The organism is Pseudomonas fluvialis, from assembly GCF_002835605.1.
Lineage (GTDB): Bacteria > Pseudomonadota > Gammaproteobacteria > Pseudomonadales > Pseudomonadaceae > Aquipseudomonas > Aquipseudomonas fluvialis.
The window spans coordinates 1-24,764 of the sequence record NZ_PIYS01000003.1 but is presented as its reverse complement, the minus strand read 5'-3'; the positions used below and the strand labels follow the sequence as shown (position 1 = coordinate 24,764).

General features: G+C 64.1%; 22 protein-coding genes and 1 riboswitch. Of the genes, 9 read left to right on the top strand and 13 right to left on the bottom strand.

Going from position 1 to position 24,764, the window contains the following annotated elements; all coding sequences use genetic code 11:
• Positions 1 to 15: 15 nt before the first annotated feature.
• The 5 genes from btuB to ttcA form a co-directional block, all read right to left on the bottom strand.
• Positions 16 to 1,896: a TonB-dependent vitamin B12 receptor gene (gene btuB / locus CW360_RS01890; protein WP_101192548.1), complete on the bottom strand. Its 1,881-nt coding sequence runs from the start codon at positions 1,894 to 1,896 to the stop codon at positions 16 to 18.
• 114 nt (positions 1,897 to 2,010) lie between these two features.
• Positions 2,011 to 2,231, bottom strand: a riboswitch (cobalamin riboswitch).
• Positions 2,232 to 2,257: 26 nt separating this feature from the next.
• The gene (locus tag CW360_RS01885) at positions 2,258 to 2,788 is read right to left on the bottom strand and encodes a C40 family peptidase (protein ID WP_093986909.1); all 531 of its coding nucleotides are present in this window, start codon (positions 2,786 to 2,788) and stop codon (positions 2,258 to 2,260) included.
• Between the two features lie 68 nt (positions 2,789 to 2,856).
• A complete protein-coding gene (locus tag CW360_RS01880; protein ID WP_425439742.1) occupies positions 2,857 to 3,390 on the bottom strand; it encodes a C40 family peptidase in 534 nt (177 codons plus the stop codon).
• A gap of 228 nt (positions 3,391 to 3,618) precedes the next feature.
• On the bottom strand, positions 3,619 to 4,290 hold the full coding sequence (locus CW360_RS01875; RefSeq protein WP_101192546.1) for a DNA-3-methyladenine glycosylase I: 672 nt from the start codon (positions 4,288 to 4,290) through the stop codon (positions 3,619 to 3,621).
• A gap of 24 nt (positions 4,291 to 4,314) precedes the next feature.
• Positions 4,315 to 5,139, bottom strand: coding sequence for a tRNA 2-thiocytidine(32) synthetase TtcA (gene ttcA, locus CW360_RS01870; protein WP_093986912.1), 825 nt, complete (start codon positions 5,137 to 5,139; stop codon positions 4,315 to 4,317).
• Between the two features lie 87 nt (positions 5,140 to 5,226).
• Here ttcA and CW360_RS01865 point away from each other — a divergent pair, with 87 nt between their 5' ends.
• Complete coding sequence (locus tag CW360_RS01865) at positions 5,227 to 5,820, top strand: DNA-J related domain-containing protein (protein WP_093986913.1); 594 nt, start codon at positions 5,227 to 5,229, stop codon at positions 5,818 to 5,820.
• 23 nt (positions 5,821 to 5,843) lie between these two features.
• The gene (locus tag CW360_RS01860) at positions 5,844 to 6,341 is read left to right on the top strand and encodes a SprT family zinc-dependent metalloprotease (protein ID WP_101192545.1); all 498 of its coding nucleotides are present in this window, start codon (positions 5,844 to 5,846) and stop codon (positions 6,339 to 6,341) included.
• Between the two features lie 149 nt (positions 6,342 to 6,490).
• On the opposite strand, the gene CW360_RS01855 is transcribed toward CW360_RS01860, so the two are convergent.
• The 3 genes from CW360_RS01855 to CW360_RS01845 all read right to left on the bottom strand — a co-directional run bounded on the left by CW360_RS01855 (position 6,491) and on the right by CW360_RS01845 (position 10,604).
• Complete coding sequence (locus tag CW360_RS01855) at positions 6,491 to 7,672, bottom strand: CaiB/BaiF CoA transferase family protein (RefSeq protein ID WP_101192544.1); 1,182 nt, start codon at positions 7,670 to 7,672, stop codon at positions 6,491 to 6,493.
• Between the two features lie 59 nt (positions 7,673 to 7,731).
• Positions 7,732 to 9,375, bottom strand: a complete 1,644-nt coding sequence (locus CW360_RS01850; RefSeq protein WP_101192543.1) for an AMP-binding protein — start codon at positions 9,373 to 9,375, stop codon at positions 7,732 to 7,734.
• Positions 9,376 to 9,464: 89 nt separating this feature from the next.
• The gene (locus CW360_RS01845) at positions 9,465 to 10,604 is read right to left on the bottom strand and encodes an acyl-CoA dehydrogenase family protein (RefSeq protein ID WP_101192542.1); all 1,140 of its coding nucleotides are present in this window, start codon (positions 10,602 to 10,604) and stop codon (positions 9,465 to 9,467) included.
• Positions 10,605 to 10,774: 170 nt separating this feature from the next.
• On the opposite strand from CW360_RS01845, the gene CW360_RS01840 reads away from it, so the two are divergent.
• Together CW360_RS01840 and CW360_RS01835 are read left to right on the top strand one after the other, a co-directional pair.
• Complete coding sequence (locus CW360_RS01840) at positions 10,775 to 12,961, top strand: putative bifunctional diguanylate cyclase/phosphodiesterase (protein WP_101192541.1); 2,187 nt, start codon at positions 10,775 to 10,777, stop codon at positions 12,959 to 12,961.
• A gap of 83 nt (positions 12,962 to 13,044) precedes the next feature.
• Entirely contained in the window at positions 13,045 to 14,043 is a 999-nt protein-coding gene (locus tag CW360_RS01835) for an AraC family transcriptional regulator (RefSeq protein WP_101192540.1), read from the top strand.
• Between the two features lie 55 nt (positions 14,044 to 14,098).
• Here CW360_RS01835 and uraH read toward each other — a convergent pair whose 3' ends face one another.
• Together uraH and CW360_RS01825 are read right to left on the bottom strand one after the other, a co-directional pair.
• Complete coding sequence (uraH, locus tag CW360_RS01830; RefSeq protein WP_101192539.1) at positions 14,099 to 14,509, bottom strand: hydroxyisourate hydrolase; 411 nt, start codon at positions 14,507 to 14,509, stop codon at positions 14,099 to 14,101.
• A 14-nt stretch (positions 14,510 to 14,523) separates the two neighbouring features.
• A complete protein-coding gene (locus tag CW360_RS01825; RefSeq protein WP_101192538.1) occupies positions 14,524 to 15,024 on the bottom strand; it encodes a GlcG/HbpS family heme-binding protein in 501 nt (166 codons plus the stop codon).
• Positions 15,025 to 15,173: 149 nt separating this feature from the next.
• Between CW360_RS01825 and CW360_RS01820 the strand changes: the two genes are divergently transcribed.
• Both CW360_RS01820 and CW360_RS01815 read left to right on the top strand, forming a co-directional pair.
• Positions 15,174 to 15,845 (top strand): heavy metal response regulator transcription factor, encoded by a 672-nt coding sequence (locus tag CW360_RS01820; RefSeq protein ID WP_101192537.1) that lies wholly within the window; start codon positions 15,174 to 15,176, stop codon positions 15,843 to 15,845.
• The gene (locus CW360_RS01815; RefSeq protein ID WP_101192536.1) at positions 15,842 to 17,209 is read left to right on the top strand and encodes a heavy metal sensor histidine kinase; all 1,368 of its coding nucleotides are present in this window, start codon (positions 15,842 to 15,844) and stop codon (positions 17,207 to 17,209) included. The genes CW360_RS01820 and CW360_RS01815 overlap by 4 nt, the downstream gene beginning before the upstream one ends.
• Here CW360_RS01815 and CW360_RS01810 read toward each other — a convergent pair.
• Positions 17,206 to 18,387: an MFS transporter gene (locus tag CW360_RS01810; protein WP_101192535.1), complete on the bottom strand. Its 1,182-nt coding sequence runs from the start codon at positions 18,385 to 18,387 to the stop codon at positions 17,206 to 17,208. The two genes, CW360_RS01815 and CW360_RS01810, sit on opposite strands and share 4 nt — an antisense overlap.
• A 278-nt stretch (positions 18,388 to 18,665) precedes the next feature.
• Here CW360_RS01810 and CW360_RS01805 point away from each other — a divergent pair, with 278 nt between their 5' ends.
• The 3 genes from CW360_RS01805 to CW360_RS01795 are packed head-to-tail and all read left to right on the top strand — an operon-like array spanning position 18,666 to position 22,468.
• A complete protein-coding gene (locus tag CW360_RS01805; protein ID WP_101192534.1) occupies positions 18,666 to 19,553 on the top strand; it encodes an SH3 domain-containing protein in 888 nt (295 codons plus the stop codon).
• Positions 19,554 to 19,565: 12 nt separating this feature from the next.
• Positions 19,566 to 21,437, top strand: coding sequence for a cell envelope integrity TolA family protein (locus CW360_RS01800; protein WP_101192533.1), 1,872 nt, complete (start codon positions 19,566 to 19,568; stop codon positions 21,435 to 21,437).
• Positions 21,434 to 22,468, top strand: a complete 1,035-nt coding sequence (locus tag CW360_RS01795; protein WP_101192532.1) for a hypothetical protein — start codon at positions 21,434 to 21,436, stop codon at positions 22,466 to 22,468. The genes CW360_RS01800 and CW360_RS01795 overlap by 4 nt, the downstream gene beginning before the upstream one ends.
• A gap of 324 nt (positions 22,469 to 22,792) precedes the next feature.
• Here the strand turns inward: CW360_RS01795 and tnpC are convergent, their stop codons facing one another.
• Complete coding sequence (tnpC, locus tag CW360_RS01790) at positions 22,793 to 24,304, bottom strand: IS66 family transposase (protein WP_101192531.1); 1,512 nt, start codon at positions 24,302 to 24,304, stop codon at positions 22,793 to 22,795.
• A gap of 19 nt (positions 24,305 to 24,323) precedes the next feature.
• Entirely contained in the window at positions 24,324 to 24,683 is a 360-nt protein-coding gene (gene tnpB, locus CW360_RS01785; protein ID WP_058151328.1) for an IS66 family insertion sequence element accessory protein TnpB, read from the bottom strand.
• Between the last annotated feature and the right edge of the window lie 81 nt (positions 24,684 to 24,764).

Genomic DNA, 24,764 nt, shown 5'->3' with positions numbered 1-24,764 from the left:
CTCCTTCAGGTCAGGTCACAAAGCGTTGTAGCGCAGGGTCAGCCAGGCACCACGGCCCGGCTGGTTGAAGCCATCGACGGTCTGGTAATCCGCATCCAGCAGGTTGCTCAGGCGCGCCTGCAGGCGCCAGGCCGGGCTGAGGCGGTATTCGCCGCGCAGGTCGAGGGTCACGAACCCGGCCAGTTCGGTTTGCTTGGCCAGGTCGTCATAGCTGGCGCCCTGGGCATGCAGGCTGCCACCCAGGCTGAAGCGGCCCAGCGCGCGGTCCAGCTCCAGGTTGAAGGTCTGCCGTGGCCGGCGATTCAGCGGCTTGCCATACAGCGACTGGCCGGCAACCAGGCGGCGGCTGCGGTTCTGCGTATCGATCAGGCTGTAGTTGGCCTGCCAGCTCCAGGCCTGCCACTGACTGGACAACTGCATCTCCAGGCCATGGACCAGCGCCCGGTCCACGCCTTCGGCCATGCTCTGGCGCTTGCCGTTGACCAGGCGGGTCACGGTGGCGATCAGGTTGTCGATTTCACTGCGGTAGGCATGCAGCGACCACTGTCCCCAGTCATGCTCAGCGCTCAGGCCCAGCTCGGCACTGCGCGACTGCTCGGGCTGCAACTGCGGATTGCCGAATCCCGGGTAGTACAACTGGTTGAAGGTAGGCGCCTTGTAGGCTTCGCCATAGCTGGCCGACAGCAGCAGGGCATGGTTCAGCTGATAGCCATAGGCCAGGCTGCCAGTGTCATGGCGACCGAACTGCTCATCCTCGTCACGACGCAGATTGACCTGCCACTGGTGACGCCCCAGTTCACCGAGGTATTGGCTGAACAGGCCATGGCTGTCGCGATTATCCCGTGCATAGGGCGTGCTGCCATTGATCTCGTCGCGCTGGCCATCTACCCCCAGGCTGAACACATGCCCCGCGCTGAGGGTGAAGTCGTTCTGCCAGCTGAGGCTGTCGCGCCGCGAGTCGAAGCGCGAATAGAACCGGCCATCCTGGAAATTATCCGACTTGTCCTGACTGCGGCCCACCTGCACGCGACTGCCCCAGATGCCCAGCGGTTGATAGCTGAGGGTGGCGCCCAGCACGTCCTGCACACCCTCGCCGTACGCGGAAAAGCCCGTCGTACGCTTGCTGTTCACCCCGTCGAAGTCATTATGAGTGCGCGCCTGCAACAGACTGGCGGAAAGTTGCAGGTCGTCATTCAGCTGCACACCGCCGCGCAGGCTGCTGGCCAGGTTGCGATAGCCGTCGTGGTCGGCCTCATAACCACTGGCGCGCGGCTGCTTGGCTTCGAGTCCATGACTGGCCTGGCTGCTCGCCGCCAGACTGTACCAGGCCGGCCCCGCCGCGCCGCTCACCCCGCCACTGGCCGTGCGCGTCGCCTGGCTGCCATAGCCAAGACTGAAGAATGGCCGCGCCTGCTGGCTATCGGCCTGACGCGTGAAAATCTGGATGACCCCGCCAATGGCTTCCGAGCCATACAGGCCGGAACGCGGCCCGCGCACCACCTCGACACGCTCGATCAACTCCAGCGGCAGGTCCTGCCAGGCCAGACCACCACTGCTCACCGAGCCGGCTTTTACGCCATCGATGAGCACCAGCACATGGTTGCTGGGCGTGCCGCGCATGAATAGCGAGGTGGCCTTGCCGGGGCCACCGCTGTTGGTCAGGCTGATGCCCGGCAGACGCTGCAGCAATTCAGGCAACGATTGCGCCTGGCTGTGCTCGATGGCCTGGCGATCGAGCAGGCTGCTGGCAGCCAGCCGTGCCTGGCTGGCCTGGCTGGTGCGGGTTGCGGTAACCCATTGCTGCTGCAGATTGAGGGTATCGTGACTGGCCTGGGCAACCAGGCAGAACAGACTGGCTGGCCCGAAAAGGCCAGCGCGCAGGACTTGCTTGTGCATCAAAACTGTCTCCATCACGCCCGCCGCGTGATTGCCGGTAAAGGCTACGCAGAGCAAGAGGAGACAAGACAGCCCGGCGGTGCGCCGTGGCGTGCCCGACCACGCCCGCCGCGTGCCATGGGAATGCGACAGGCCGGTCTCCGGGCTGGTGGATGCAGGTCATGCCTGGTGTCGTGAAACCTTCCCATGCTGGCGCACAGTGGCATTCATCACGACAGGCGAGCCGGCCAAGAGCCGCTCGCTCATCTCACTTACCGTTGCGGGGGCAGCGCCGGTTTCTCACCGGCTTCCCAGTTTCAGCCTCTGCATGAGGCACCTGAAGCAGGGCGCGGACTCTAGAGGGTTAACCGCTCCGGGTCAATCAGGGATTACTGGCCAGGCGCTGTCCAGCCAGTACGCGGCGTGCGCCGAGGTAGCTATTTTGCCAGTAGCGTGCCGACAGGCTATCCAGGCGCACCGTACCGCCACTGGACGGTGCATGGACGAAACGGTCTTCACCGACGTAGATACCGGCATGACTCACCTGGCCGCCACCATTGGTGGCAAAGAACACCAGGTCGCCCGGCTGCAGGCTGTGGCGCTGCACGCTGGGTACGCGCAGGGCGATCATTTCGCGCGTGGAACGCGGCAACTGCACGCCGGCGGCGTCACGAAACACGAAACCGATCAACCCGCTGCAGTCGAAGCCACCTTGCGGCGTGTTGCCGCCATATACATAGGGCGTACCGACCAGGCCGATGGCGCGAAACAGCACGTCCTCGGCCACGCCGGAACGCTCCGGGACAACCTGCACGGGCGGTGCGATATAGGGTTGCGGTGCCTGGCTGCTGCAGGCGACCAGCAACACACTGCTCAGCAGCAGGCTGGCAAGCGACAGGCGCGATGAAGGCATGGGCGGCTCCAGCCGGCGGACGACCGCCCTACTCTGCCTGCCATGCGTTGGACAGGCAAGTCAGACAGTCAGTTTTCGCTGCTCAACGACTGCTCGGCAAACGGCTGTGGGCCTTCCGGGAGGATGCGCTTGGCGAGCATGTAGCTGGCTTTCCAGTAACGATCTTCCAGGCTGTCGATACGCACGCCACCGCTACGCGAGCTGGAGGAATGGATGAACTGGTCATCGCCAATGAAGATGCCGACATGGCTGACCTGACCACGCCCGCGGTTGTTGAAGAACAGTACGTCGCCCGGTTCCAGCTCGGCACGCGCCACCTTGGGCGCATCGACCTTGATCAGTTCCCGCGAGGAACGCGGCAACTGGATACCCATTTCCTGCTTGTACAGGAAGCCGACAAAACCACTGCAGTCGAAACCGGTCTTCGCCGAGCTGCCGCCCATGCGATAGCGCGTCCCCAGCAGGGCTCGTCCTTGCTCGATCATGCTGTCGGCCAGACTGGGCATCTGGTAGTCCTGTTCGTCACTGAGCTCGGCCATGGCCTGCTCTTCCGCCTGGGTCTGATCAAGCTGCAGCTCGGCGAGACGCACGGACTCTGCCACGCTGTCAGCAGCGGCAAATGGACTGTCAGACGCGCCTTGATGGGCACAGGCAGACAACAGGAGGGCCAAGGTAACTGGCACGAGGGGTGCGAAGCGATGAGGCATGGGCACGACCGTGTCGAATTGTTGGAATCGCGCGACTATGCCGTCTATGGGATCGATTTGCAAATTCAATCGCCCCAGCTGTGACTCAGTGCCGCAGCTGGGCCATCTAACCGCGCCGTTTGCTCAGTGGTCGGCGCTCAGCGCCAGAAGCATCGACAACTGCGCCAAGGGACGGCCCGTTTCTGCCTGCCACTGGTTGAACTGCGCCTGCACCGTGGCCAGCGCGGCCTGGCTGGTCGGCGGCCGCTCGATCACGCCCAACCCCTTGAGTGCGGCCAGCACATCCGGGCTGAGAATAAAGGTGTCCTTGCCGGCCATGCGCAGAAAACGCGGTGCCGACAGGCCGCCCAGCTGCTGGCCATGCCGCGCCAGATAACGCCACAGGCCAACGATGTCAGTGCCCGGCCAGTCGGCCAGCCAGGCGGCAAAGCTGCCGTGCGTCGCCGCGATGTCCAGCAGCATCTGCGCATTGCGCGGCACGCTGGCCAGCTTGCCGAGGTGACGGATCAGCCGGCGATCCGCCATCAGCCGCTCCAGGTGCTCGGCGCCCATCAGCACGACCTTTTCCGGCACGAAGCGAAAAAACGCCTCCTCGAACGCCGGCCACTTGGCATCCACCAGGCTGTGCTTGAGGCCGGCGCGAAAGATCCGCTGGGTCAGCAGCGACAAATAACGATCATCACTGACCGCGCGTAGCGCGGCGTTGCTCAGCGGTTGCGGCAGGCGTGCTTCAAGGGCTTGCGGCGAGCCAAACCGGTTGACCGCGTATTCATAAAGCCGCTGGAAATCCGCCATGTGCGTGCTCCTTCTGGCAACCGGCTAGAGATTCATCACGTCAACAAAACGCGGTGTGGCGTTATCGTCGATGCGCAGGCTCTTGAAGTCGAACAACTGGCCATCGGCCAGTTGCGAAGGCACCACGTTCTGCAGGGCGCGGAACATGATCTCGGTACGCCCCGGTGACTTGCGCTCCCATTCCAGGAGCATTTCCTTGACCACCTGGCGCTGCAGGTTCTCCTGCGAACCACACAGGTTACAGGGGATGATCGGGAACTCCTTGAGCGCCGAATAGGCTTCGATGTCCTTCTCGCTGCAGTAGGCCAGCGGGCGGATCACCACATTGCGCCCGTCGTCGGAGAGCAGCTTGGGCGGCATGGCCTTCAGCGTGCCGCCGTAGAACAGGTTGAGGAAGAAGGTTTCGACGATGTCGTCGCGATGGTGACCGAGGGCCATCTTGGTCGCGCCGATCTCGTCGGCGAAGGTGTACAGGGTGCCACGGCGCAGGCGCGAGCACAGCGAACAGGTGGTCTTGCCCTCGGGGATCTTCTCCTTGACCACCGAATAGGTGTCCTTCTCGAGGATGTGGTAATCCACACCAATCGACGACAGGTATTGCGGCAGCACATGCTCGGGAAAGCCGGGCTGTTTCTGGTCGAGGTTGACCGCTACGATGTCGAAGCGGATCGGCGCGACCTTCTGCAGGTACAGCAGAATATCCAGCAAGGTATAGCTATCCTTGCCGCCGGACAGGCAGACCATCACCTTGTCGCCGTCCTCGATCATGTTGTAATCGGCAATCGCCTCGCCAGCCAGGCGGCGCAGGCGTTTTTGCAGTTTGTTCTGGTTCACCGAAAGGGTTGCCATGCTGGGTGTCGGTCCGGATGCGTAAAAGGCCGGCATTTTACCCGCAAAGCCGGCGCCTCCCCAGCCCCCCCTTGCAATGAGTCGACCATGTGCCCTGCCGCTGCCCCGCTACCGACCTTCTGCCAGCAACTGCTCCTGCTGCTGCAACAGCAACCGGCCGGGCTTAGCGAATACCAGTTGCTGCAACAGCTGCGCAGCCAGGCCGACAACCCGTTGCCGAGCGGAGAACTGAGTGACCCGTTGTGCCTGTTTCGCTGCCATTTCCTGCTGTTCAACGGTCTGTACCAGCTGCGTGACCTGTTGTTGGAGCGCGGCCAGGCGCAGCTGCTGATCAGCCCGTTGTGCGTCCAGCTGGCGCCCTGGACGCCGGGCAGCCAGGCGCTGGCCAGCCATGATCCGCTGCGCAGCTACTACCTTGACCTGCAACACCTGGAGGACACCGGTAGTGACGACGTGGAGCGCCTGCTGGCCAGTTTCTGGACACGCCTGCACGGCAACGAAGACCGTCAGGCCGCGCTGGAGCTGTTCGAGCTGCACACGGCAGAGGACCTGTCGCTGGGCGCGATCACCCGGCGCTACCGGCAACTGGTCAGCCAACATCACCCGGACCGCGGCGGCAGCCACGAGCGCCTGCAAACCATCAACCTGGCCATGGAAGTGCTGCGCCGACATTACCAGTGAGCTGGCTCTGGCATAATCGCGCCATGAGCGAAGCCCTTCTGCAGCGTGTCGAAGCCTGCTACCAGCTGGCCGAGGCCTTCTTCCAGCGTCCTTTCCTGCGTCCTGCGGTCAGCCTGCGCCTGCGCGGTCTGAAAGCGGGCGTTGCGCACCTCACGGAAAACAAGCTGCGCTTCAACGCCCAGTTGTACCGCGAAAACCAGGAGCACTTCCTGCGCCAGACCGTGGCCCACGAGGTGGCCCACCTGGTCGCGCACCAGATGTTCGGCCCACGCATCGCCCCGCATGGCGAGGAATGGCAACTGATCATGCGCGGCGTCTATGGCCTGGTACCGGAGCGCTGCCACAGCTACCAAGTGCAGCGCCGCGTACAAACCCGCTACATCTATCGCTGTGCCTGCACCGAGGGCGGCGAGTTTCCCTTCTCCAGCCAGCGTCATCGCCTGGTGGGGCAAGGCCGGCGCTATTTCTGCCGGCGCTGCAAGGTCACCCTGAGCTTTACTGGCGAGCAGCGCCGCGAATAACCCGAAGCCAGAGCCAATTTACGATCTTCTGGATTAGAGCCAGACAAGGCAAAAACGGTCGAGGAAGCGCAGTTTACGAGTGGTAAATGAGCATCCGAGATCGTTTTTAACGCTGTATGGCCGACAGCCAGGAGATCATAAACAGGCTCTCAGGCCACCACCTTGCCGGCGCGCAGTTCGGCAATACGCTCAGCCGAAAAGCCCAGCTCGGTCAGCACCTGATCGGTATGCGCGCCGACCGGCACGCCGATATGCCGCGGCGCATCGATCCCGCTGGAGAACTTGATCGGGCAGGCAATTTGCCGCTGCGGCGCGGCACCTTCGCGCGGCACCTCGGTAACCAACCCGCGGGCCTTGAGCTGCGGGTGCTCAACCGCCTCGGCCAGTTCCAGCATCGGCTCGACACAGGCGTCCAGCGCGGCGAACCGCTCGCGCCAGTCGGCGAAGTCGCGCTTCTCGAATTCCATCTGGATTTCCCGCTTGAGCGCCTGCTGGTCCGCGGGCTGCATCGACAGGCCACGGGCAGCCAGCTCGGGACGGCCAATGGCGGCGCAGAACTGCTGCATGAACTGCGGCTCCAGGCTGCCCACCGCGAACCAGCGACCGTCGCGGGTGCGGTAGTAGTCATAGAAGCTGCCGCCATTCAGCGCCTGGTTCTCCATCTGCGGCTCCACGCCACAGGCCAGGTAGCCCGCGCCGGACAGCGCATGCAAACTGAACGCACAGTCAGTCATGCTGATATCGACGTGCTGCCCCTGCCCTGTCACCTGGCGCTGTACCACGGCGGCCAGCAGGCCGATCACCCCGTGCAGCGAACCACCGGCGATATCCGCGGCCTGAATGCCCAATGGTAGCGGCCCCGTGTCGCGTCGGCCGGTATAGCTGGCCAGCCCCGCCAGGGCCAGGTAGTTGATGTCGTGCCCGGCGCGATCCTTGTAGGGGCCGGTCTGGCCGTAGCCGGTGATCGACACATAGATCAGCTTCGGGTTGACCGCCCGCAGCGCCTGGTAACCCACGCCGAGCTTGTCCATCACGCCGGGGCGAAACTGCTCCAGGACGATGTCGTACTCCTGCACCAGCTGCTTGACCAGCGCCACCGCCTCGGGCTTTTTCAGGTCCAGGGCCATACCGCGCTTGTTGCGGTTGAGATAGGCATGGCTGGCCGACACGCCCTGGTCGTGGGGCGGCAGCACGCGCACCAGGTCCATGCGCGACGGCGACTCGACGCGCAGCACCTCGGCGCCCATGTCGGCCAGCAGCAGCGAGGCGAACGGCCCCGGCAGCAGGGTGGAGAAATCCAGCACTTTCAGCGAAGACAACGGACCGGACATAGCGACTCCTCAATACAGTTCAACGTGCGGCGCGGAGCAGGCCCGCGCCGTCATCAGGTTCATTCCCAGAGCAGCGGCTGATCTGCCGGCAGCTGTTCGACCAGCCCGGCGTAGCGCGCCTCCAGCACATTGCGGCGAATCTTCATGGTTGGCGTCATGCAACCGTTGTCCACCGTCCAGGGCTCGCGCACCAGCACGAAATGGCTGATCCGCTGGTGCGGCTCCAGATGGCTATTGAGTGCAGCCAGGTGTGCCAGCAGTTCTGCTGACACAAGCGCCTGCGCCTGCTGGCGGGCTGCCGGGGACAACTCGATCAGTGCCAGCGGCTGGTCGAGGTTGCTGCCCATCAGGCAGACCTGCTCGACCCACGGGCACTTGGCGATCTCACCCTCGATGGGCGCCGGCGCCACGTACTTGCCCTTGCTGGTCTTGAAGATGTCCTTGACCCGCCCGGTGATGCGCAAATAGCCGTCGTCATCCAGCGTGCCCTTGTCGCCGGTGTGCAGCCAGCCGTCACGCAGCGTCTCGGCGGTCTTCTCCGGGTCGCGGTAATAGCCCTGCATCAGCGTCTGGCTGCGCAGCAGAATCTCGCCGTCCTCGGCAATACGTACCTCAAGGTTGGGCATCGGCCGCCCCACGCTGTCCAGACGCACCTGCCCCGGCCGGTTGAAGCAGCCATAGGCGAAATGCTCGGTCATGCCATAGCCCTCGCAGATCGTCAGGCCGATGCGCTGGTACCAGGCCAGCAGCCCGGTGGAGATGGCGGCCGCGCCGGATATCAACACCCGCGCCCGGTCCAGGCCGAGCCCCGCGCGAATCTTGCGCGCCACCAGCCAGCCCAGCAGCGGGATGCCCAGCAGGCGATCCAGTCTGCTCTGCGGCAGCTTCTCCAGCACGCCCTGCTGGAAACGCGTCCACAAGCGCGGCACCGAGAAGAACACGGTCGGCCGGACATGCCGCAGGTCGCTGGCGAAGGTCTCCAGCGACTCGACAAAGGCCACCGGTGCGCCGCTGTACAAGCTGTTGAACTGCACCAGAAAGCGCTCGGCGGCATGCGACAGCGGCAGGTAGGAAAAGAACTGGTCGCCCGCTCCGACCCCCAGCTCGCTGGTGGCCCAGGCCGCCGAACGGGCCATGGCCCCGGCCGAGAGCATCACGCCCTTGGGCGCGCCTGTGGTGCCGGAGGTATAGAGAATCGACAGCAGCTCATCGGCCTGCTGCTCACGGGTGCCGGTCAGCGGCGCGTGGCGGGCCAACAGGCTGTGCCAGTCATGCGCCGTGGGCATGCTCGGATAGGGCATGGCGATGCGCCTGATGTGCGGTGCGATCCCCGTGGCGAGCTTGTCCGACTCATCCAGCTTGCCGACCAGGATCACCTTGCAGTCGGCATGCTCCAGCACGTAGGCGATCTGCTCCGGCGCCTGCAGCGGGTAGAGCGGCACGCTGATCAGACCGGCGAGCTGGATGGCCAGATCGCTGATGAACCACTCCGCGCAGTTCTTCGCCAGCAGTGCCACCCGCTCGCCGGGCGCGCAGCCCAGCGCCAGCAAAGCACTGGCCAGGCGGCGGGCCTGCTCGTCGACCTGCCGCCAGGTGAAATCGTGCCACACACCGGCCACCGGCTGGCGCAGCCAGACGGCATCGGGCTGCTGCTGCAACCAGTGGTTGAAGCGCTGTAGCGGCAGTTGCAGAGGCTCACTCATCGCCAGATCCTTCTTGTTGTTATGGCTCGAATCACGTTACGGCTGCGTGCTATTCATTATTCGCTTGCTGCTTGTGCTTGCAGCCGATGCTACAGCTTCATCCCGCGACTGATGATCTCCTTCATGATCTCCGAGGTGCCGGCGAAGATGCGCTGGATGCGCGCGTTCGCGTACATCTTGCAGATCGGGTATTCCCACATGTAGCCCCAGCCGCCGTGCAGCTGCACGCCTTCGTCGACCACCTTGCAGAGCAGCTCGGTGGTGAACAGCTTGGCCTCGGCGGCCACCTCGGGGCTGAGCTTCTTCTGGTTGTGGTCCATCACGCAGCGGTCGGTGAACACCTGGGCCACGTCCACCTGGGTGCGCATTTCGGCCAGCTTGAAGCGGGTGTTCTGGAAGTGCGACACCGGACGACCGAAGGCCTGGCGCTCCTTCACGTAGTCGATGGTGGTCTGCAGGGCCGCCTCGGCGCCGGCGACCGCGCCGCAGGCGTTGGTCAGGCGTTCCTGGGCGAGCATATTCATCAGGTAGAAGAAGCCGCCCTTGGCGTCGCCGAGCAGGTTGGCCTTGGGCACCTTGACGTTGTTGAAGAACAGCTCAGCGGTATCCTGGCTATGCATGCCCAGCTTCTTCAGCTTCTTGCCGCGCTCGAAGCCCGGCATGCCGCGCTCGACCAGGAACAGGCCCATGGCGTGCTTGTTGGACGGATCGGTCTTCGCCGCGACGATCACCACATCGGCCAGGTAGCCGTTGGAGATAAATACCTTGGAGCCGTTCAGCTCCCAGTGGTCGCCCTTGTCCACCGCCGTGGTGCGCATACCGGCCAGATCGGAACCGGCACCCGGTTCGGTCATGGCCACGGCGAGGATGGTTTCGCCCCGGATGATGCCCGGCATCAGGCGGGCCTTCTGCTCGGCATTGCCGTACTCGGCGATATAGGGGCCGCACAGGGCCGAGTGCAGCGGAATCATGAAACCGGCTTCGTTGATGCGCGCCAGTTCCTCGCACATGATCTGCTCGTAGCGGAAATCCTTCAGGCCCAGGCCGCCGTATTCCTCCTCGGCCCAGGGCAGCAGGAAGCCCTGCTCGCCAGCTTTGAGCCAGACCTCGCGGCTGACCATGCCGGCCTCTTCCCAGGCTTCCTGGTGCGGCACCACTTCCTTGAGCAGGAAGGCGCGGAAGGACTCGCGGAACATGTTGTGTTCGGTTTCGAAATGGGTGCGCTGCATCGTTCGGGTCTCCGCCGGGTTGATCTGCCACGCAGGGTAGGCTGGCCGGGCAAGCGCTCTCAATGACGCAGGTGCTCAGCCTCAATTGACCCATTCGTCCAGAGGCAAAGCGTCACGAGTCTTGCTAGGCTGCCGCCACCACAAGAACAAACCGCTTCGACGAGTTACGCATGTACCAGAGCCACGACAATAGCCCTCTGTTCAGCCGCAGCACCCTGGTCATTCTCGGCTGGCTGGCCGCCGTGCTCCTGATCGTCTGGCTGCTGCCGGCTAACAGCCTGCTGAAGACCGCGGGCAACTGGTTCCCCACCTGGCTACACAGCTGCATGGAGCTGCTGGCCATCGTGGTCGCTGCGCTGGTGTTCAGCATCAGCTGGCACAGCTACCGCAGCGAGCAGGCCGGCAACCTCAGCCTGCTGGCCTGTGGCTACCTGGCGGTGGCACTGCTGGACAGCGCCCATCTGCTGTCCTATCGCGGCATGCCCGACTTCATCACCCCGTCCAGCGTGGAGAAAGCCATCGACTTCTGGTTGGCCGCCCGTCTTAGCGAAGCACTGGTATTACTCGGTGTGGCACTTCGTGCCTGGCGGCCGCTCTCTAATCCACAGCAGCGCTACCAGTGGCTGGCGGCCACCCTGGGCGGAGTGGCCCTGATGGTTTACCTGCGCCTCTACCAGCCACAACTGTTTCCACGCATGTTCATCGAGGGCCAGGGTCTTACCCCGCTGAAGATTGTCATGGAGTGGCTGGTCATCGGCCTGCTGGCCTGTGCGGCCGTGGGTCTGTTGCGACGCCGTGAGCAACCCTTCGACCGCCAAGGCCTGCTGCTGGCGGTAGGCATTTCGATCCTTTCGGAGTTGTGCTTCACCGCCTACCGCAACCCGCATGATATCTACCAGTTGCTCGGCCATGCCTATAAGGTGCTGGCCTGCCTGGTGGTCTATCGAGTGGTATTCGTCTCCAGTATCCAGCAGCCGTATATCCAGCTGACCAGTGAAATCAGCGAGCGACGACGTGCCGAACAGCAGGTGGAAACCCTGTCGTTCTACGACAACCTGACCGGCCTGCCCAACCTTGAGTTGCTCCGCGACCGCACCAGCAAGGCACTCAGCACGCTGTCCCGAGATGCCCAGCAGGTCGCCCTGCTGTACATGGATATCGACGGCTTCAAGGACGTCAACGACTCGCTGGGGCATGCCTGCGGCGACACGCTGATCCGTGAACTGGGCAGCCGCCTGCAAGGCCTGCTGCGCAGCTCCGACACCCTGTGTCGAGCCACCGGCGACGAATTTGTCATCCTCATGCCCGACGTCGAGAATGCCGAAAGCGTGGGCTTGCTGGCCGAACGCATCCTCAACGGCCTGCAACGCCCCTTCCTGCTGCATGGTCATCTGCAGACCATCAGCCTGTCGCTCGGCGCCGCCGTCGCCCCGCATGACGGCCAGGACTGCGAAACCCTGCTGCGCAACGCGGAAACCGCCATGTACCAGGCCAAGCAGGACGGCCGGCAAACCTGGCGATTCTTCGACAGCACGATGAACCAGCAGGCCCTGGCGCGCCTGCAACTGCTCAATGATTTGCGCCAGGCAATCGCCCAGCACCAGCTGCAGCTCTACTACCAGCCGCAGATCGACCTGGCCAGTGGCCGACTGAGCGGCGTGGAAGCCCTAGTGCGCTGGCAGCACCCCGTACGCGGCATGATTTCACCCGCCGAGTTCATTCCCGCCGCCGAAGAAAGCCGGCTGATCATTCCGCTGGGCGAGTGGGTGCTGCGCCAGGCCTGCGCACAGGCGGCCAGCTGGCAGCGCCAGGGCCTGGCGTTGCCGCAAGTGGCGGTGAACATCTCGGCTATCCAGTTGCAGCACGGCCATCTCGAAGAAAGCGTGCTGCAGGCGCTGGCCGACAGCCATTTACCAGCCAGCCTGCTGGAGCTGGAGATCACCGAATCAAGCCTGGTGGACAAGACCGAGCAGGTCATCGACAGCCTCAAGCGCCTGAAGGCCATGGGCGTCAACCTGTCCATCGACGACTTCGGTACCGGTTACTCCAGCCTGGCCTACCTGCAGACGCTTGCCGTGGACAAGCTGAAGATCGACCAGTCGTTCGTCCGGGACCTCACCCTCAACCAGGACAACCGGGCCATTGTCAGTGCCATTGTGCAAATGGCACATACCCTCGGCCTGGCCTGTATCGCCGAAGGGGTGGAAAGCCAGGACATCGCCGCCGCCCTGCATCGCCTGGGCTGCCAGCAGGCACAGGGCTACCTGTATGCCCGGCCCCTCCCGGCTGACGAACTGCAAACACTCCTGCAGGACTGGCCGGCGGCACACTGGGCGCAAGACGGCGCGACCGAATAAGCGCCCCTGCCTGGCAGGATCGGCGCTTGTCCCGGGGCAATCCTGCCCTCTACCATCGCCCCGCCCACTCAGGAAGCTTGTGCATGCGCGAACGTACCATTGCCAGCCACTTCGTCCGTGCCGCGTTGCGCGGCGCCCAGCGCCGCGGCCTGGACTGCCAGCCGCTACTGCGCCAGGCCGGCATCCAGGAAGCGGTGCTGCGCGAGCCCCGTGCGCGTGTCGACCCGGCACAGTTCGCCCGGCTCATTCAATGCCTGTGGGAAACGCTCGACGACGAATACCTGGGGTTTGGCCGTCAGCCCAGCAAACGCGGCACCTTTGCCATGATGGGCCACACGCTGATCCATTGCCGCAGCCTGGACAAGGCGCTGCGCCGTGGCAGCCTGTTCTACGGGCTGTTTCCCGACGCACCCTGCATCACCCTGCAGCGTGAAGGCGACTGGGCGCGCCTGAGCGTCGATGACCAGAACCTCTGGGACCCCGACCATTTTCTCGTGGAAAGCCTGCTGGTGATCTGGCATCGCCTGGGCAGCTGGCTGATCGGCCAGCGTATCCGCCTGGAAGAAGCCACCTTTACCTATGCGCAACCGGCGCATGCCAGCGAGTACGAACTGCTGTTTCCCGGTACGCGGCGTTTCAGCGCCGGGCATACCAGCCTGCTGTTCCATGCCCGCTATCTGGACATGCCGCTGCTGCAGGACGAGCGCACCCTCAAACAGTTCCTGCAACATTCGCCGGCCGACCTGCTGGCCCGCCCCGACGCGGGCGACAGCCTGACCAGCCAGATACGTCGTTTGCTTGGCCGCGACTGCCAGCAATGGCCTGACCTGGAAAGCGTCGCCCGGCAACTGCACAGCAGCCCGCAAACCCTGCGCCGGCGCCTGCGCGATGAAGGCTCGAGTTTTCAGGAACTCAAGGATCATCTGCGCCGCGATCTGGCGATCTATCACCTGGGACGCAACGACCTGGATATCCAGGCGATTGCCGAACAGCTGGGCTTTTCCGAGCCGTCGGCGTTCCACCGCGCCTTCAAGAAATGGACCGGCCTGACCCCCGGCGCCTACCGCGCCCAGGAAGGCTGAACACACGCCATCAGCCAGGCGCCACACAGGCCCCTGGCTGACCGCAGGTGGCGGCTTAGTTGCCGCGATAGGTAGAGAAACCGTAGGGGCTGAGCAGCAGCGGAATGTGATAGTGCGCCACGCTGCCATCCACCGCGAAAATCACCGGGACTTCCGGGAAGAAACTGGCGGTCTGCTGCTTCTTGAACCAGTCGCCGGTTTTGAACGTCACCCGATAGGTGCCCGACTGCAACTCCTGCCCTTGCGGATAGAGCGCGGTAATCCGCCCCTGTTCGTTGGTCACCGCCTGGTTGAGCGCCTGCCAACCGTTCTCGGCGTGTTTTTCCAGCGTCACGCTAACCCCGGGCGATGGCAGGCCATCCTGCAGGTTGAGCACATGTACGCTCAGCGGATTACCACTGGCCATGGCCAGCGAAGACAGACCGCACAGTGCGGCGGCAGCAAGCAGTTTGTGCAAGGTATGCATGGTGAAGCGCTCCTTCAGTGGGTTTTGCCGAGTACTTGATCGATGGCCTGCTGCGCGCAGCGTTCGTCCATCTCCGCACCACCGGCGCCGGCCACGCCGATGGCACCGATGACCTGGCCCTGGGCCTGCAGCGGCAAACCGCCGCCCAGCAGTAACAGTTCATCGAGGGTATTGAGGTTGGCCGCCTGCGGGTTGCTACGCGCCCGCTCGGCCAGTAGGCCGGTGGGCGTCTTGGTCGACAGCGCGGTATAGGCCTTGCGCTGCGCCGCCAGGGTGTTGTGCGGACCGACGTTGTCATCACGCTGCAGAGCCACCGGGTTACCGCCACGATCGACCACCACGGCAACCGCGCTGCGTTCAGCGGCATGGCAGCTGGCCAGGGTGGCTGCAAGCAGCTGGTTGGCCAACTGCAAAGACACCTCGGGACGATTGACGATGCCGCTGTCGGCGGCCCAGGCCGAATTCAGTCCAAGGGCCAGAATGACCAGCGACAGGCTTGCTTGACGAATGTGCATCACACGCTCCTCCAAAGGGGTTGTTGGTTGCCACGCCGCCATACTGGCGCAGCCCGCCGCACAGACCGATTGCCGGAGGATTACCAATTTGTAATGGGCGGCGCGGCGCATTGCGCCTAGGCTATGCGCCAGTCTGGGAGAGGAAGACGATGCGTATCCTGGTAGTGGAAGACGAAGCCAAGACAGCCGATTACCTGCGCAAGGCGCTGAGCGAGGCCGGTTATGCCGTGGAGACCGCTCACAACGGGCTGGACGGCCTGCACCTGGCGGCAGAGTTCGAGTTCGCGCTGATCATCCTGGATGTCATGCTGCCGGGCCTGGACGGCTGGCAACTGCTGCAACGCATCCGCCGTAGCAGCCAGGTGCCGGTGCTGTTCCTCACTGCCCGCGATGCCGTGGAGGATCGCGTCAAGGGGCTGGAACTGGGCGCCGACGACTACCTGATCAAGCCCTTCTCCTACGCCGAACTGCTGGCTCGGGTACGCAGCCTGTTGCGCCGCGGCCCCGTCCGTGAGGTGGAGCACTACCAGGTGGCCGACCTGCAACTGGACCTGCTGCGTCGCCGGGTGACGCGTAACGGCGAACGACTCACCCTGACCAACAAGGAGTTTGCCCTGCTGCACCTGCTGATCAGCCGCGAGGGCGAAGTGCTGTCTCGCGCACTGATTGCCTCGCACGTCTGGCAGATGAACTTCGACAGCGACACCAACGTGGTGGATGTGGCGATCCGCCGCCTGCGCGCCAAGGTCGACGACCCCTACCCCGTCAAGCTGATCCATACCGTGCGCGGCATCGGCTACCTGCTGGAGGCCCCCGCATGAGTCACTGGCCACGGCGCCTGAGTCTGCGCCTGGCGCTGATGTTTGCCCTGGTCAGCATGCTGGTACTGGGGCTGCTCGGCACCTACCTCTATCACTCGCTGGCCCGCGAGCTGGCCTGGCGCGACGACCAGGCGCTGCTCGGCCGCTTGCAACGCATGCAGGCCCTGCTGGCCGACAGTGCGGGTATCCAAGCCTTGCAGCAGCGTCCGGCACTCTATGAAAACATGCTGGGCAACCGCGACAGCCTGCTGTGGCTGCTGGACGCGCAGGGCCAGGCACTGATCAGCATCAACCCGAGCAACGCACAGCTACCCACGCTGCCAGCCAGTCCCCAGCCGCGCCTGACAAATGCCACCGACCGCGCAGGCCTGCGCCTGGCCTGGCAAACCCTGGACAGCCCGCAAGGCCCACTCACCCTGATCGCCGGACGCAGCCTGGCTGAACGCCAGCAGATGCTCGCCAGCTATCGCCTGCGCCTGTGGCTGGCCCTGGCAGCCTGCGGCCTGCTGGCTTTCGCCCTGGGCGGCTGGGTCAGTGCACGCGGTCTGCGGCCGGTTCGCCAGCTGGCGCAACAGGCGGCCTCGATCGGCGTACGCACGCTGGATGCACGTCTCGACGAACAGCAGCCCGTGCAGGAACTGGCGCAGCTCAGCCAGGCGCTCAACCAGATGCTCGCCCGCCTGGAACAGGGCTTTGCCCAGCTATCGCGCTTTTCTGAAGACCTCGCCCATGAAATGCGCACCCCGCTCAGCAATCTCATGGGCCAGACCCAGCAGGCACTGCGGCACAGCCGCTCGGTGAGCGATTACCAGGATGTGCTGGTCTCCAACCAGGAAGAATACGAGCGCCTGTCGCGGATGATCGACAGCATGCTGTTCCTCGCCCGCTGCGAGCAACCACAGGCCTCGATCGCCCGCCAGACGGTAGACCTGGCCGCACTGCTGGCGCAGTTGTTCGACTACTTCGAAGACGTGGCGGAAGAACGCCAGCTACGCCTCAGCCAGCAAGGCAGTGGCACCCTGCAGGCTGATCCCCAGTTACTGCGCCGGGCCCTGGCCAACCTGTTGGCCAATGCGCTGCGCCATGCCACGCCGGGTAGCTGCATCCAGATCAGCAGCCTGCAAGATAGCCAGCACTGCACGATTAGCGTCCACAACCAGGGCCAGGCGATTGCCGCCGAGCACCTGCCCTACCTGTTCGAACGCTTTTACCGCTGCGACCCGTCACGCCAGCAAAGCGGCGACAGCGGGGGCCTCGGCCTGGCCATCGTGCGCTCGATCATGCACCTGCATGGTGGCCAGGTCAGCGTACACAGCGATGCCCAGGGCACCTGCTTTAGCCTGCACTTTCCCACACCGGCCTAGGCACGTCGCAGCAAGCCCAGGGCCAGGCTCAGCAGCAGAGCCAGGCTGGCCAGCAATACCAGCCAGCCGGCCTGCTGCCAAATATGCCCGGCGGCATAACCCAGCACGCTGGAGCCCAGGTAATAAGCGAACAGATACAGCGCCGACGCCTGGGCCTTGGCCTGTTGCGCACGCTGCCCCAGCAACCCGCTGGCCACCGCATGGGCAGCGAAAAAACCCAGGGTGAACAGTGCCAGGCCAGGCACCACCGCCACCAACCAGGGCAAAGCACACAGGGCCACGCCCAGCAGCATCAGGCCGATCGCCGCCTGCACCAGCGGCTTGGCCCCCCAGCGCAGCACCAGGCGGCCGCTCCAACCGGCACTGAGCATGCCCAGCAGGTAGACGCTGAACAGCAGGCCGATCCAGCTGTTGGACAGCGCAAAGGGCGGCATCGCCAGGCGAAACCCCACGTAATTGAACAACGCTACGAAACAGCCCATTAGCAGGAAGGCCAGCAGGAACAGGCGGCGCAGGGAGGCCTGACGCAGATGCATGGCAAAGTTACCCAACAGCCCACGCAGGGACAGCGGCTGGGCGAGGAAATGCCGCGAAGCCGGCAATAGCCAGCAAAACAACAGCAAGGCCAACGCGGCCAGGCCGGCAATGCCTGCCAGGGCCAGCGGCCAACCGCCCAGGTCACTCAGCACACCGGCCAGCAACCGCCCCAGCAAACCACCCAGCGCCGTACCCGCGATGTACAGGCCCATGGCCGACGGCAGCGCCGCCGGCTCGAACTCTTCACTGACATACGCCATGGCCAGTGCCGGCACCCCGCTCAGGGCCAGGCCCAGCAAGGCACGCAGCCACAGCAACAGCTCCCACTGGCGCGCCAGGCTACAGGCCAGCCCCAACACACAAGCCAGCGCCAGCGCCATGGCCATCACGCCCTTGCGTCCCCAGCTTTCCGCCAGCGCACCTGCCAGCAACAAGGTCAATGCCAGGCTCAGGGTCGTCAGCGACAGGGCCAGGCTGCTACTCGCCGCCGACACCGCAAAATGTGCCGCCAGCAAAGGCAACAACGGCTGTACGCAATACAACAAGGCAAAGGTGGCAAAGCCGGCACAGAACAGTGCCAGGCTGGCTCGCCGGTAGCCGGCACTGCCGCGCTGCCAATGGCTGGCGGGATCGGAGGACATGACACGCAACTCCTGAGACAACGGTCAACAATGCAGGCGCTACTCTACCAGTACCTGTCGCTGCCGAGCTTTGCCAGCCTCGCACAAGCGCTTTGCGCGAGCGGGCGAGCGGGCGAGCGGGCGAGCGGGCGAGCCATTGTTTTGCCAGCGGTTATTGTGTGTAATCGGCCACAGATTCAGGGATGAACCCGCCTGCCTCGCGCATCGGTGGCACGCCTGCAGCGCGCCTGCCGTCCCTGACCTGCCGCACACAGACCACGTCTACAGGGATCCTTCGCATGAACTTCAAGAAAAAATCCTCCAGCCTGCTGCTGGCCAGCGCCATTGCCTTCTCCTCCGGTTGCGCCAACATGTCCGACAACCAGTGGATGAACAAGGAAAACATCGGCACCCTGGTAGGCGTAGCCGCAGGCGTTTTGGTAGGCAGCCAGATTGGCGATGGCCGTGGTCGTACTGCCGCAATGATTGCCGGTGCCCTGGCCGGCGGCTACCTGGGCAAGACCATCGGCGCCAACCTCGATCAGCGTGATCGCCAGGCGCTGGCCCTGCAAACCCAACAGACCCTGCAGTACAGCCAGGACGGCCAGAGCAGCCAGTGGACCTCCGAACACAGTGGCGCCAGCGCCACCATCACCCCGGTCAAGACCGAAAGCGAAGCTCGCCCGGTAGCCGTCAAGCGCACCCCCAAGGTGCAGCCAGTGGCCAACATGACCCTGCTCAACAAGCCTTATCGCGCCATCAAGTCGGCCAACGTGCGCAATGCCCCTGATCTGAATGCCGCCAAAGTCGGCGGCTTGCCGGCCGACAGCACCTTCACCGCGGTAGGTCGCACCGATAACAACTGGATCATGGTCGGCCGCCGTGGCGTGACCATCGGCTATGTCTATGCCCCCCTGGTGGAAGCCGTGAAACCCGCCACCCCGAGCAGCGCCCCCCGCGCAGTTGCCGACAGCGCCACCGACCTGGACAGCATCGAACTGGCCAGCGCCAAGAGCCAGGGCTTCGACCTGGATGCCGTGGATCTTGCCGCCGCCCCGGTAGAGCAACCCGTCACCGCACAAACCACCTGTCGCACGCTCAACTATGACGTCAATGCCAAGGGCAGCAACCAGCAGCAGACCGTCAAAGCCTGCCAGGCCGCCGATGGCGCCTGGGAACTGATCTGACGGAGCGCGCCCATGAAAACCCTTGCCACCCTCAGCCTGCTCGCCCTGGCGGTATCGGCTGAGGCGGCCAGCCATCGGCTGGCCTACTCCAAGGCCGAAAACGTCGAAGTGTTTGTCGAACACGCCGACGGCCAGGCCTGGTGCAGCGACAACCTGACCCTGCGCTTCGCCTTTGCCAACACGCCGGATGTTGCCGCCGTGGAACGTCTGCTGCCCAAGCTGGGCAGCCTGTTCAGCAGCCAGTGCCCCAGCGCGCAACAACTCAGCTGGACCAGCCAGCACGCCAATGGCCAGGCCCATGCCAGCGGCAAGGCCAGCCTGGCCAGCGGCTGGGCGGTACAGGTAGACGCCAGCCCGGCACAAGCAGCAGCCAGCACCCCGGACAGCGTCGCCACTGAGAACAGCGCCACTGTCCAGGCAACAACACCCGCCGCGACGGTCAGCGACGCCCCCGCTGCGCCGGCCAGCGCCCCGGTTGACGAGAGCACCCCGGCCGAGCCAGCCCCAGCAGCCGCCGCGCCGGCCACGCCGAGCAGCAGCCCGTTGGCTGAGGCCGACAACACACCGGATACCACGCGTGAAGCCGCCCCGGCAGTGGCGCCGGTCAAGCGCGACTTTGCCGTAGCGGGATGGCAACCACCGAGCAGCAGCCAGGCCCTGGCCAAGGCCGAATTCCTCGTCGAAGTACAGGACAGCCAAGGCTGCCGCTTCCGCCTGGGCTTCCAGCCTGACGAAGCGCTGTACAACATCAGCGTGCAATCGCAACAGGTCAGCTGTGGCAGCGATGGCTACGCCAGCGGCCCGGGCAGCCTGCTGCTGACCCGTAGCGACGGCAAGCGCCTCTACCAGTTCGAAGGCAGCTTCATCAGCGGTCTTACCGTCGAAGGCAACGCCCCGGCGCTGCCGGTGGTTGGCTTCGATGGCAACAAGAACCTGCTGCTCCTGCTGCACAGCGAGCCAGCCAACCAGACCCACTACCTGCTGCGCCTGGCGCGCAACTGGAATGGCTACTGGAGCGCCGGTAACGCCGACGTGATCGCCCTCACCGAAGACCGCGAGCAATACCGCACGCTGGAGGCCATCAACCGCAATATCGAGCTGGCCACCACCCGTCTCGACAGCCTGCTGCCGCGCCTGAGCAACCTTGACTACTACGCGATGCGCGACCTCGAGCAAGGTCTGCTGAAAGGTAACCGCGACTATTGGCTGTATCAGGTACAGGTCAGCCGCCATTACCGCAGCAAGCAATGGCAATTCAACCCGCAATACGCGCAGAACCACTTGTTCAACCTGGAGAAAAAGGAAGCCGAGCAACAGCGCCAGGCCGAACTGCAACGCCAGCGCGAAGAACAACTGCAGCGCGAACTGCAGGCCCGTCAGGCTGAACAGCAACTGGCCCTGTATCGGCAACTGCGCCGCGATGCCCGCAAGCCCGAAGCGCTTTACCAGCGCATCCTCAGCGATATCAGCTACAACCCGATGGGCGGTGGTGACTACGCCGCGTTGATGCGTGGCGAATCGCGCGCCTACCGGCAGATTGTCGAGATCACCGGGGAACAGGACGGGCTGTGGCAGGTCGAGTACCCCTACCCGGCCCTGCTCGATAGCCGTGACAGCGAGCAGCAGGCTGGTAAAGGCTGGTACCTGGTGCAAGGCCAGGTCAGCCTCGACCCCGAGCGCCTGGATGAGCAGCAGTTGCCGCTGACCCTGGTCAATGCCAACAGCCTGCTGCCCTGCGAGGAAAAAGGCTGTAGCGACCTGCGCGACCCACTCAGCCTGGTACGCCTGGAAGTCGGCGATGCGCAATGGACGCCCGAACGCGCCAAGGAACTGATCAAGCAAGCCTGGCCTGACCGCGCACAGGATGCCGGAGACGACGAATGAACAAACTTCCCCTGATTGCCGGTGGCGCGCTGGCCGCCTGCCTGGCCGGCTACTTCGGTCTGAGCAGCTACAGCAGTGCCCAAGCGGAAAAAAGACTCGAAGACTGGGTGTACGAACACCAACTGGACGACAAACTCAGCTGGAGCAAAGTATCTGCATCGCCGTTTGGTGGCAGCCTCAGCATTCACGACATCACCTTCGATGTGGGTGGCAAAGAGCCGCTGCTGCGCGCTGCCGAGCTGCACATCAGTGAAGTGATCAGCGACGAGCAGCGCAGCCGCATGCGCTTGCGCCTGCAAGGCATCGAAGCCGACCAGCAAGCCATGGGCGGCTTGCGCCAACTCGGCCAGATGGGTGGCTTCAACCGCCAACTCAACCAGGCCACGCGCTTTGCCCCGGCGGTCAACACCGGGCTACGGGAAATGCCGGCGTTCAACCTGGCGCTGTTCGTCGACATTGATGACGACGACAGCAGCCTGGTCAGCGAGCTGGAACTGGAGCTGCCCGAGCTGTTCAGCACCCGCCTGCACTACCAGTTGAACGGCCTGCGCAACCTCAACCGCGAGTTGCAACGCTTTACCGACAACCTCGCCGACCTGCAGGAGAACCCGCTGCTGCTGGTCCAGGAAACCGAGGACCTGGCCCTGGCCATGCAACGAGCCGAACTGGGTAGCCTGCAGGTCAGCCTGCGTGACCTGGGTATGCTCAAGCGTTCCGCGGCGCTCTACCAGCGCTACAACACGCCCCTCGACCCGACTGCCGGCAGTGCCGACAAGCAACGTGAAAAGCACCTGCGCCAACAGGTGGCAGAGCAGCAGCGCGAGTGCAGCGAGGAGCTTGGCCGTTTGCCACGCGGCCTGGAAGACACCTGCGAGCTGCTCGGCCAACTGGCCCTGGGAGAAATACGCGGGCTCAGCCTGAGCCTGGAGCCTGAAGAACGGGTGCGCCTGAGCGACCTGGAGCGGCTGGACAGCCCGGCACGCATCAATCGCCTGCTCGACCGCCTCAACCCGCAACTGGAAAGCCTCTGACAGGCCAGCGAAGACAGGCAGTTAGCTGCCTGTCTTGCGCCGCGCAATGCCCCGGCCACGGCGCTGCCTGCTGGCCCATTCAGCACAGCGCCTTCAGCTTGAGCGCTTGCCAAGCCCGAGGTTGGCCAACGCCGTTTTCCTCGAACGCCCCCAACCATTCGGCATTACTCACCGAATGGCTTAACATAGCCGGTTGCCGAAAGAACCGTCATGGCCATCGCCATGAAGGGCTTTCATCCTTTACAGAAACCTGTGGTGAAGATGAACAAGCCTTTCATTTCGTAAGCGCTCCATAAACCCCGTCCTAGTGGACGGGGTTTGTTTTCAGGAAGCAAAGGCAGAAGCCGGCGAGCAGTTCCACGGCAGCAGCGCTTCGTAGTCCTCGACGCTCTGTGCCGTTGGCAGGTGTTCGAGGATGTGGCGCAGCCAGGCGTAAGGCTCTTGGCCGTTGGCCTTGGCGGTTTCGATCAGGCTGTAGATCTGTGCGCTGGCCGTGGCGCCCTTGGGCGTGTCGCTGAACAACCAGTTCTTGCGACCGATGACGAACGGGCGGATGGCGTTTTCGGCGCGGTTGTTATCGATGGGCAGGTTTCCACCTTCGACGTAACGCACCAGCCGGCCCCAGTTGCTGGCCAGGTAGTTTACGGCCTTACCCAGAGCCGTCTGCCCAGCAACCTGCGGCTGGGTCTTGTCCAGCCAGGCCTTGAGTTGATCGAGCAGCGGTTGGCTGCGTTGCACTCGGGTGGCCTGCCGCTCGGCATCGCTGGCGTCCTTCAGTTCACGTTCGATGCTGTAGAGCTTATTGATCAGGTTCAGCGCCATGTCGGCACGGCCGGTCTTGCCCTTGGGCTGCACTTTCTGCGCCTCGACGAACTTGCGCCGCGCATGCGCCCAGCAGGCCAACCGCTCGATGCCCTCTTGCACGGCCACGGCGTTGTAGCCAGCGTAGTCGTCAGTCATCAGGTAGCCGTGATAACCATCGAGCAGGCGCAGCGGTACCTCCTGCGCGCGGCTGGTGGTGTAGTCGAAGAGGATCACCGGCTTATCTGGCGGCCCGCCGCTTTGCACCCACATCCAGGACTGCGCGGTGGGATCGCGTCCGGGTTCGTGCAGCACCTGCAGGCGGGTTTCGTCACAGTGCAGCACCGGGTAGTCCAGCAGTTTGTCGCGCATCAGGTTGAGCAGCGGCTGCAGCTGCTCGCCACTTTGGATCACCCAGCGCGCCAGGGTCTGGCGGGGAATGTCGATGCCGTGGCGACCGAGCATTTTCTCGAAACGGTACAGCGGGATGCCGTCGGCGTACTTGGTGGTCAGCAGCATCGCCAACACGCTGGGACTAGCCAGGCTCTTCTCGATCAGTTGGGCCGGTTTGTCGGCGGTGACCGGTGCGGTTTCGCAGGCCTTGCAGGCGTAAGTCTTGCGGATATGACGGATAACCCGCACCTGCATCGGGATGATCTCCAGTTGCTCGCTGGTCTCTTCTCCAATCACCTGCTTGCAGGCGCCGCAGGCGCAGGTCAGTTCGTGCTCGGGCAGTTCATGGACGACTTCGACGCGCGGCAGATTGGCCGGCAGCGGCTTGCGCTTGCCACGACGCTTGATCGGCGCAACGACTTCTTCGGCTTCAGCTTCGGCTGGCTCGGCAGTCGGCTCTTCGACCAGCTCTTCGGCCTCGTTGAACATGGCCAGCTGCGGTGAGTCGGCATCTTCAGGGCTGCGCTCGGACTTGGGTGAGAACAGCTTGTGCCGCAGCAGGGCGACCTGCTCCTGCAATTGCAGCACCAAGGCCTTGAGCAGGACGGGATCGTTAGGAAGGTTGTCGGCGCCAAATTTCATGGCGCTGGATTATACCGGCTCAGGCCACGAACCGCGGCGTCAGTACCTGGTGCGGACGATTGCGCCACAGGTCAATTCCGTCGAGCAGCCAGTTCAGTTCGTCAACCGTCAGCTCGATGGCCTCGTCGCCTGCATCGGGCTTGGTCTTGAAGCGCTCGGCTTCCAGTCGCTTGAGCCACAGGCAGAAACCGTTGCGCTCCCAGTAGAGAATCTTGACCTGGCTGCGCGTGCGATTGAGGAACACGAACAGCACCGGGTTGAACACTTCCACCTTGATGTCCAGCTCGACCAAGGCGGCCAGGCCGTTGATGGATTTGCGGAAGTCGACGGGCTTTGGGTAGAGGTAGACCTTCTGCACCTTGGCATCGGGACGCATCATGGGATGAACTCCAGTGAAAACGGGAGCTCAGCATCCAATGATCTGCGGCCTATGGGCAGGTGGGGTTTATGGAGCGCTTAC

Excerpts from the sequence above, each read along its gene's own strand:
- CW360_RS01855 (WP_101192544.1), bottom strand. The coding sequence starts at position 7,672 with ATGTCCGGTCCGTTGTCTTCGCTGAAAGTGCTGGATTTCTCCACCCTG.
- tnpB (WP_058151328.1), bottom strand. The coding sequence starts at position 24,683 with ATGATGCGTCCCGATGCCAAGGTGCAGAAGGTCTACCTCTACCCAAAG.
- CW360_RS01800 (WP_101192533.1), top strand. The coding sequence starts at position 19,566 with ATGAAAACCCTTGCCACCCTCAGCCTGCTCGCCCTGGCGGTATCGGCT.
- CW360_RS01795 (WP_101192532.1), top strand. The coding sequence starts at position 21,434 with ATGAACAAACTTCCCCTGATTGCCGGTGGCGCGCTGGCCGCCTGCCTG.
- CW360_RS01885 (WP_093986909.1), bottom strand. The coding sequence starts at position 2,788 with ATGCCTTCATCGCGCCTGTCGCTTGCCAGCCTGCTGCTGAGCAGTGTG.
- CW360_RS01840 (WP_101192541.1), top strand. The coding sequence starts at position 10,775 with ATGTACCAGAGCCACGACAATAGCCCTCTGTTCAGCCGCAGCACCCTG.
- btuB (WP_101192548.1), bottom strand. The coding sequence starts at position 1,896 with ATGCACAAGCAAGTCCTGCGCGCTGGCCTTTTCGGGCCAGCCAGTCTG.
- CW360_RS01835 (WP_101192540.1), top strand. The coding sequence starts at position 13,045 with ATGCGCGAACGTACCATTGCCAGCCACTTCGTCCGTGCCGCGTTGCGC.
- CW360_RS01845 (WP_101192542.1), bottom strand. The coding sequence starts at position 10,604 with ATGCAGCGCACCCATTTCGAAACCGAACACAACATGTTCCGCGAGTCC.
- CW360_RS01820 (WP_101192537.1), top strand. The coding sequence starts at position 15,174 with ATGCGTATCCTGGTAGTGGAAGACGAAGCCAAGACAGCCGATTACCTG.
- CW360_RS01860 (WP_101192545.1), top strand. The coding sequence starts at position 5,844 with ATGAGCGAAGCCCTTCTGCAGCGTGTCGAAGCCTGCTACCAGCTGGCC.
- uraH (WP_101192539.1), bottom strand. The coding sequence starts at position 14,509 with ATGCATACCTTGCACAAACTGCTTGCTGCCGCCGCACTGTGCGGTCTG.
- ttcA (WP_093986912.1), bottom strand. The coding sequence starts at position 5,139 with ATGGCAACCCTTTCGGTGAACCAGAACAAACTGCAAAAACGCCTGCGC.
- CW360_RS01815 (WP_101192536.1), top strand. The coding sequence starts at position 15,842 with ATGAGTCACTGGCCACGGCGCCTGAGTCTGCGCCTGGCGCTGATGTTT.
- CW360_RS01810 (WP_101192535.1), bottom strand. The coding sequence starts at position 18,387 with ATGTCCTCCGATCCCGCCAGCCATTGGCAGCGCGGCAGTGCCGGCTAC.
- CW360_RS01850 (WP_101192543.1), bottom strand. The coding sequence starts at position 9,375 with ATGAGTGAGCCTCTGCAACTGCCGCTACAGCGCTTCAACCACTGGTTG.
- CW360_RS01865 (WP_093986913.1), top strand. The coding sequence starts at position 5,227 with ATGTGCCCTGCCGCTGCCCCGCTACCGACCTTCTGCCAGCAACTGCTC.
- tnpC (WP_101192531.1), bottom strand. The coding sequence starts at position 24,304 with ATGAAATTTGGCGCCGACAACCTTCCTAACGATCCCGTCCTGCTCAAG.
- CW360_RS01805 (WP_101192534.1), top strand. The coding sequence starts at position 18,666 with ATGAACTTCAAGAAAAAATCCTCCAGCCTGCTGCTGGCCAGCGCCATT.
- CW360_RS01825 (WP_101192538.1), bottom strand. The coding sequence starts at position 15,024 with ATGCACATTCGTCAAGCAAGCCTGTCGCTGGTCATTCTGGCCCTTGGA.
- CW360_RS01875 (WP_101192546.1), bottom strand. The coding sequence starts at position 4,290 with ATGGCGGATTTCCAGCGGCTTTATGAATACGCGGTCAACCGGTTTGGC.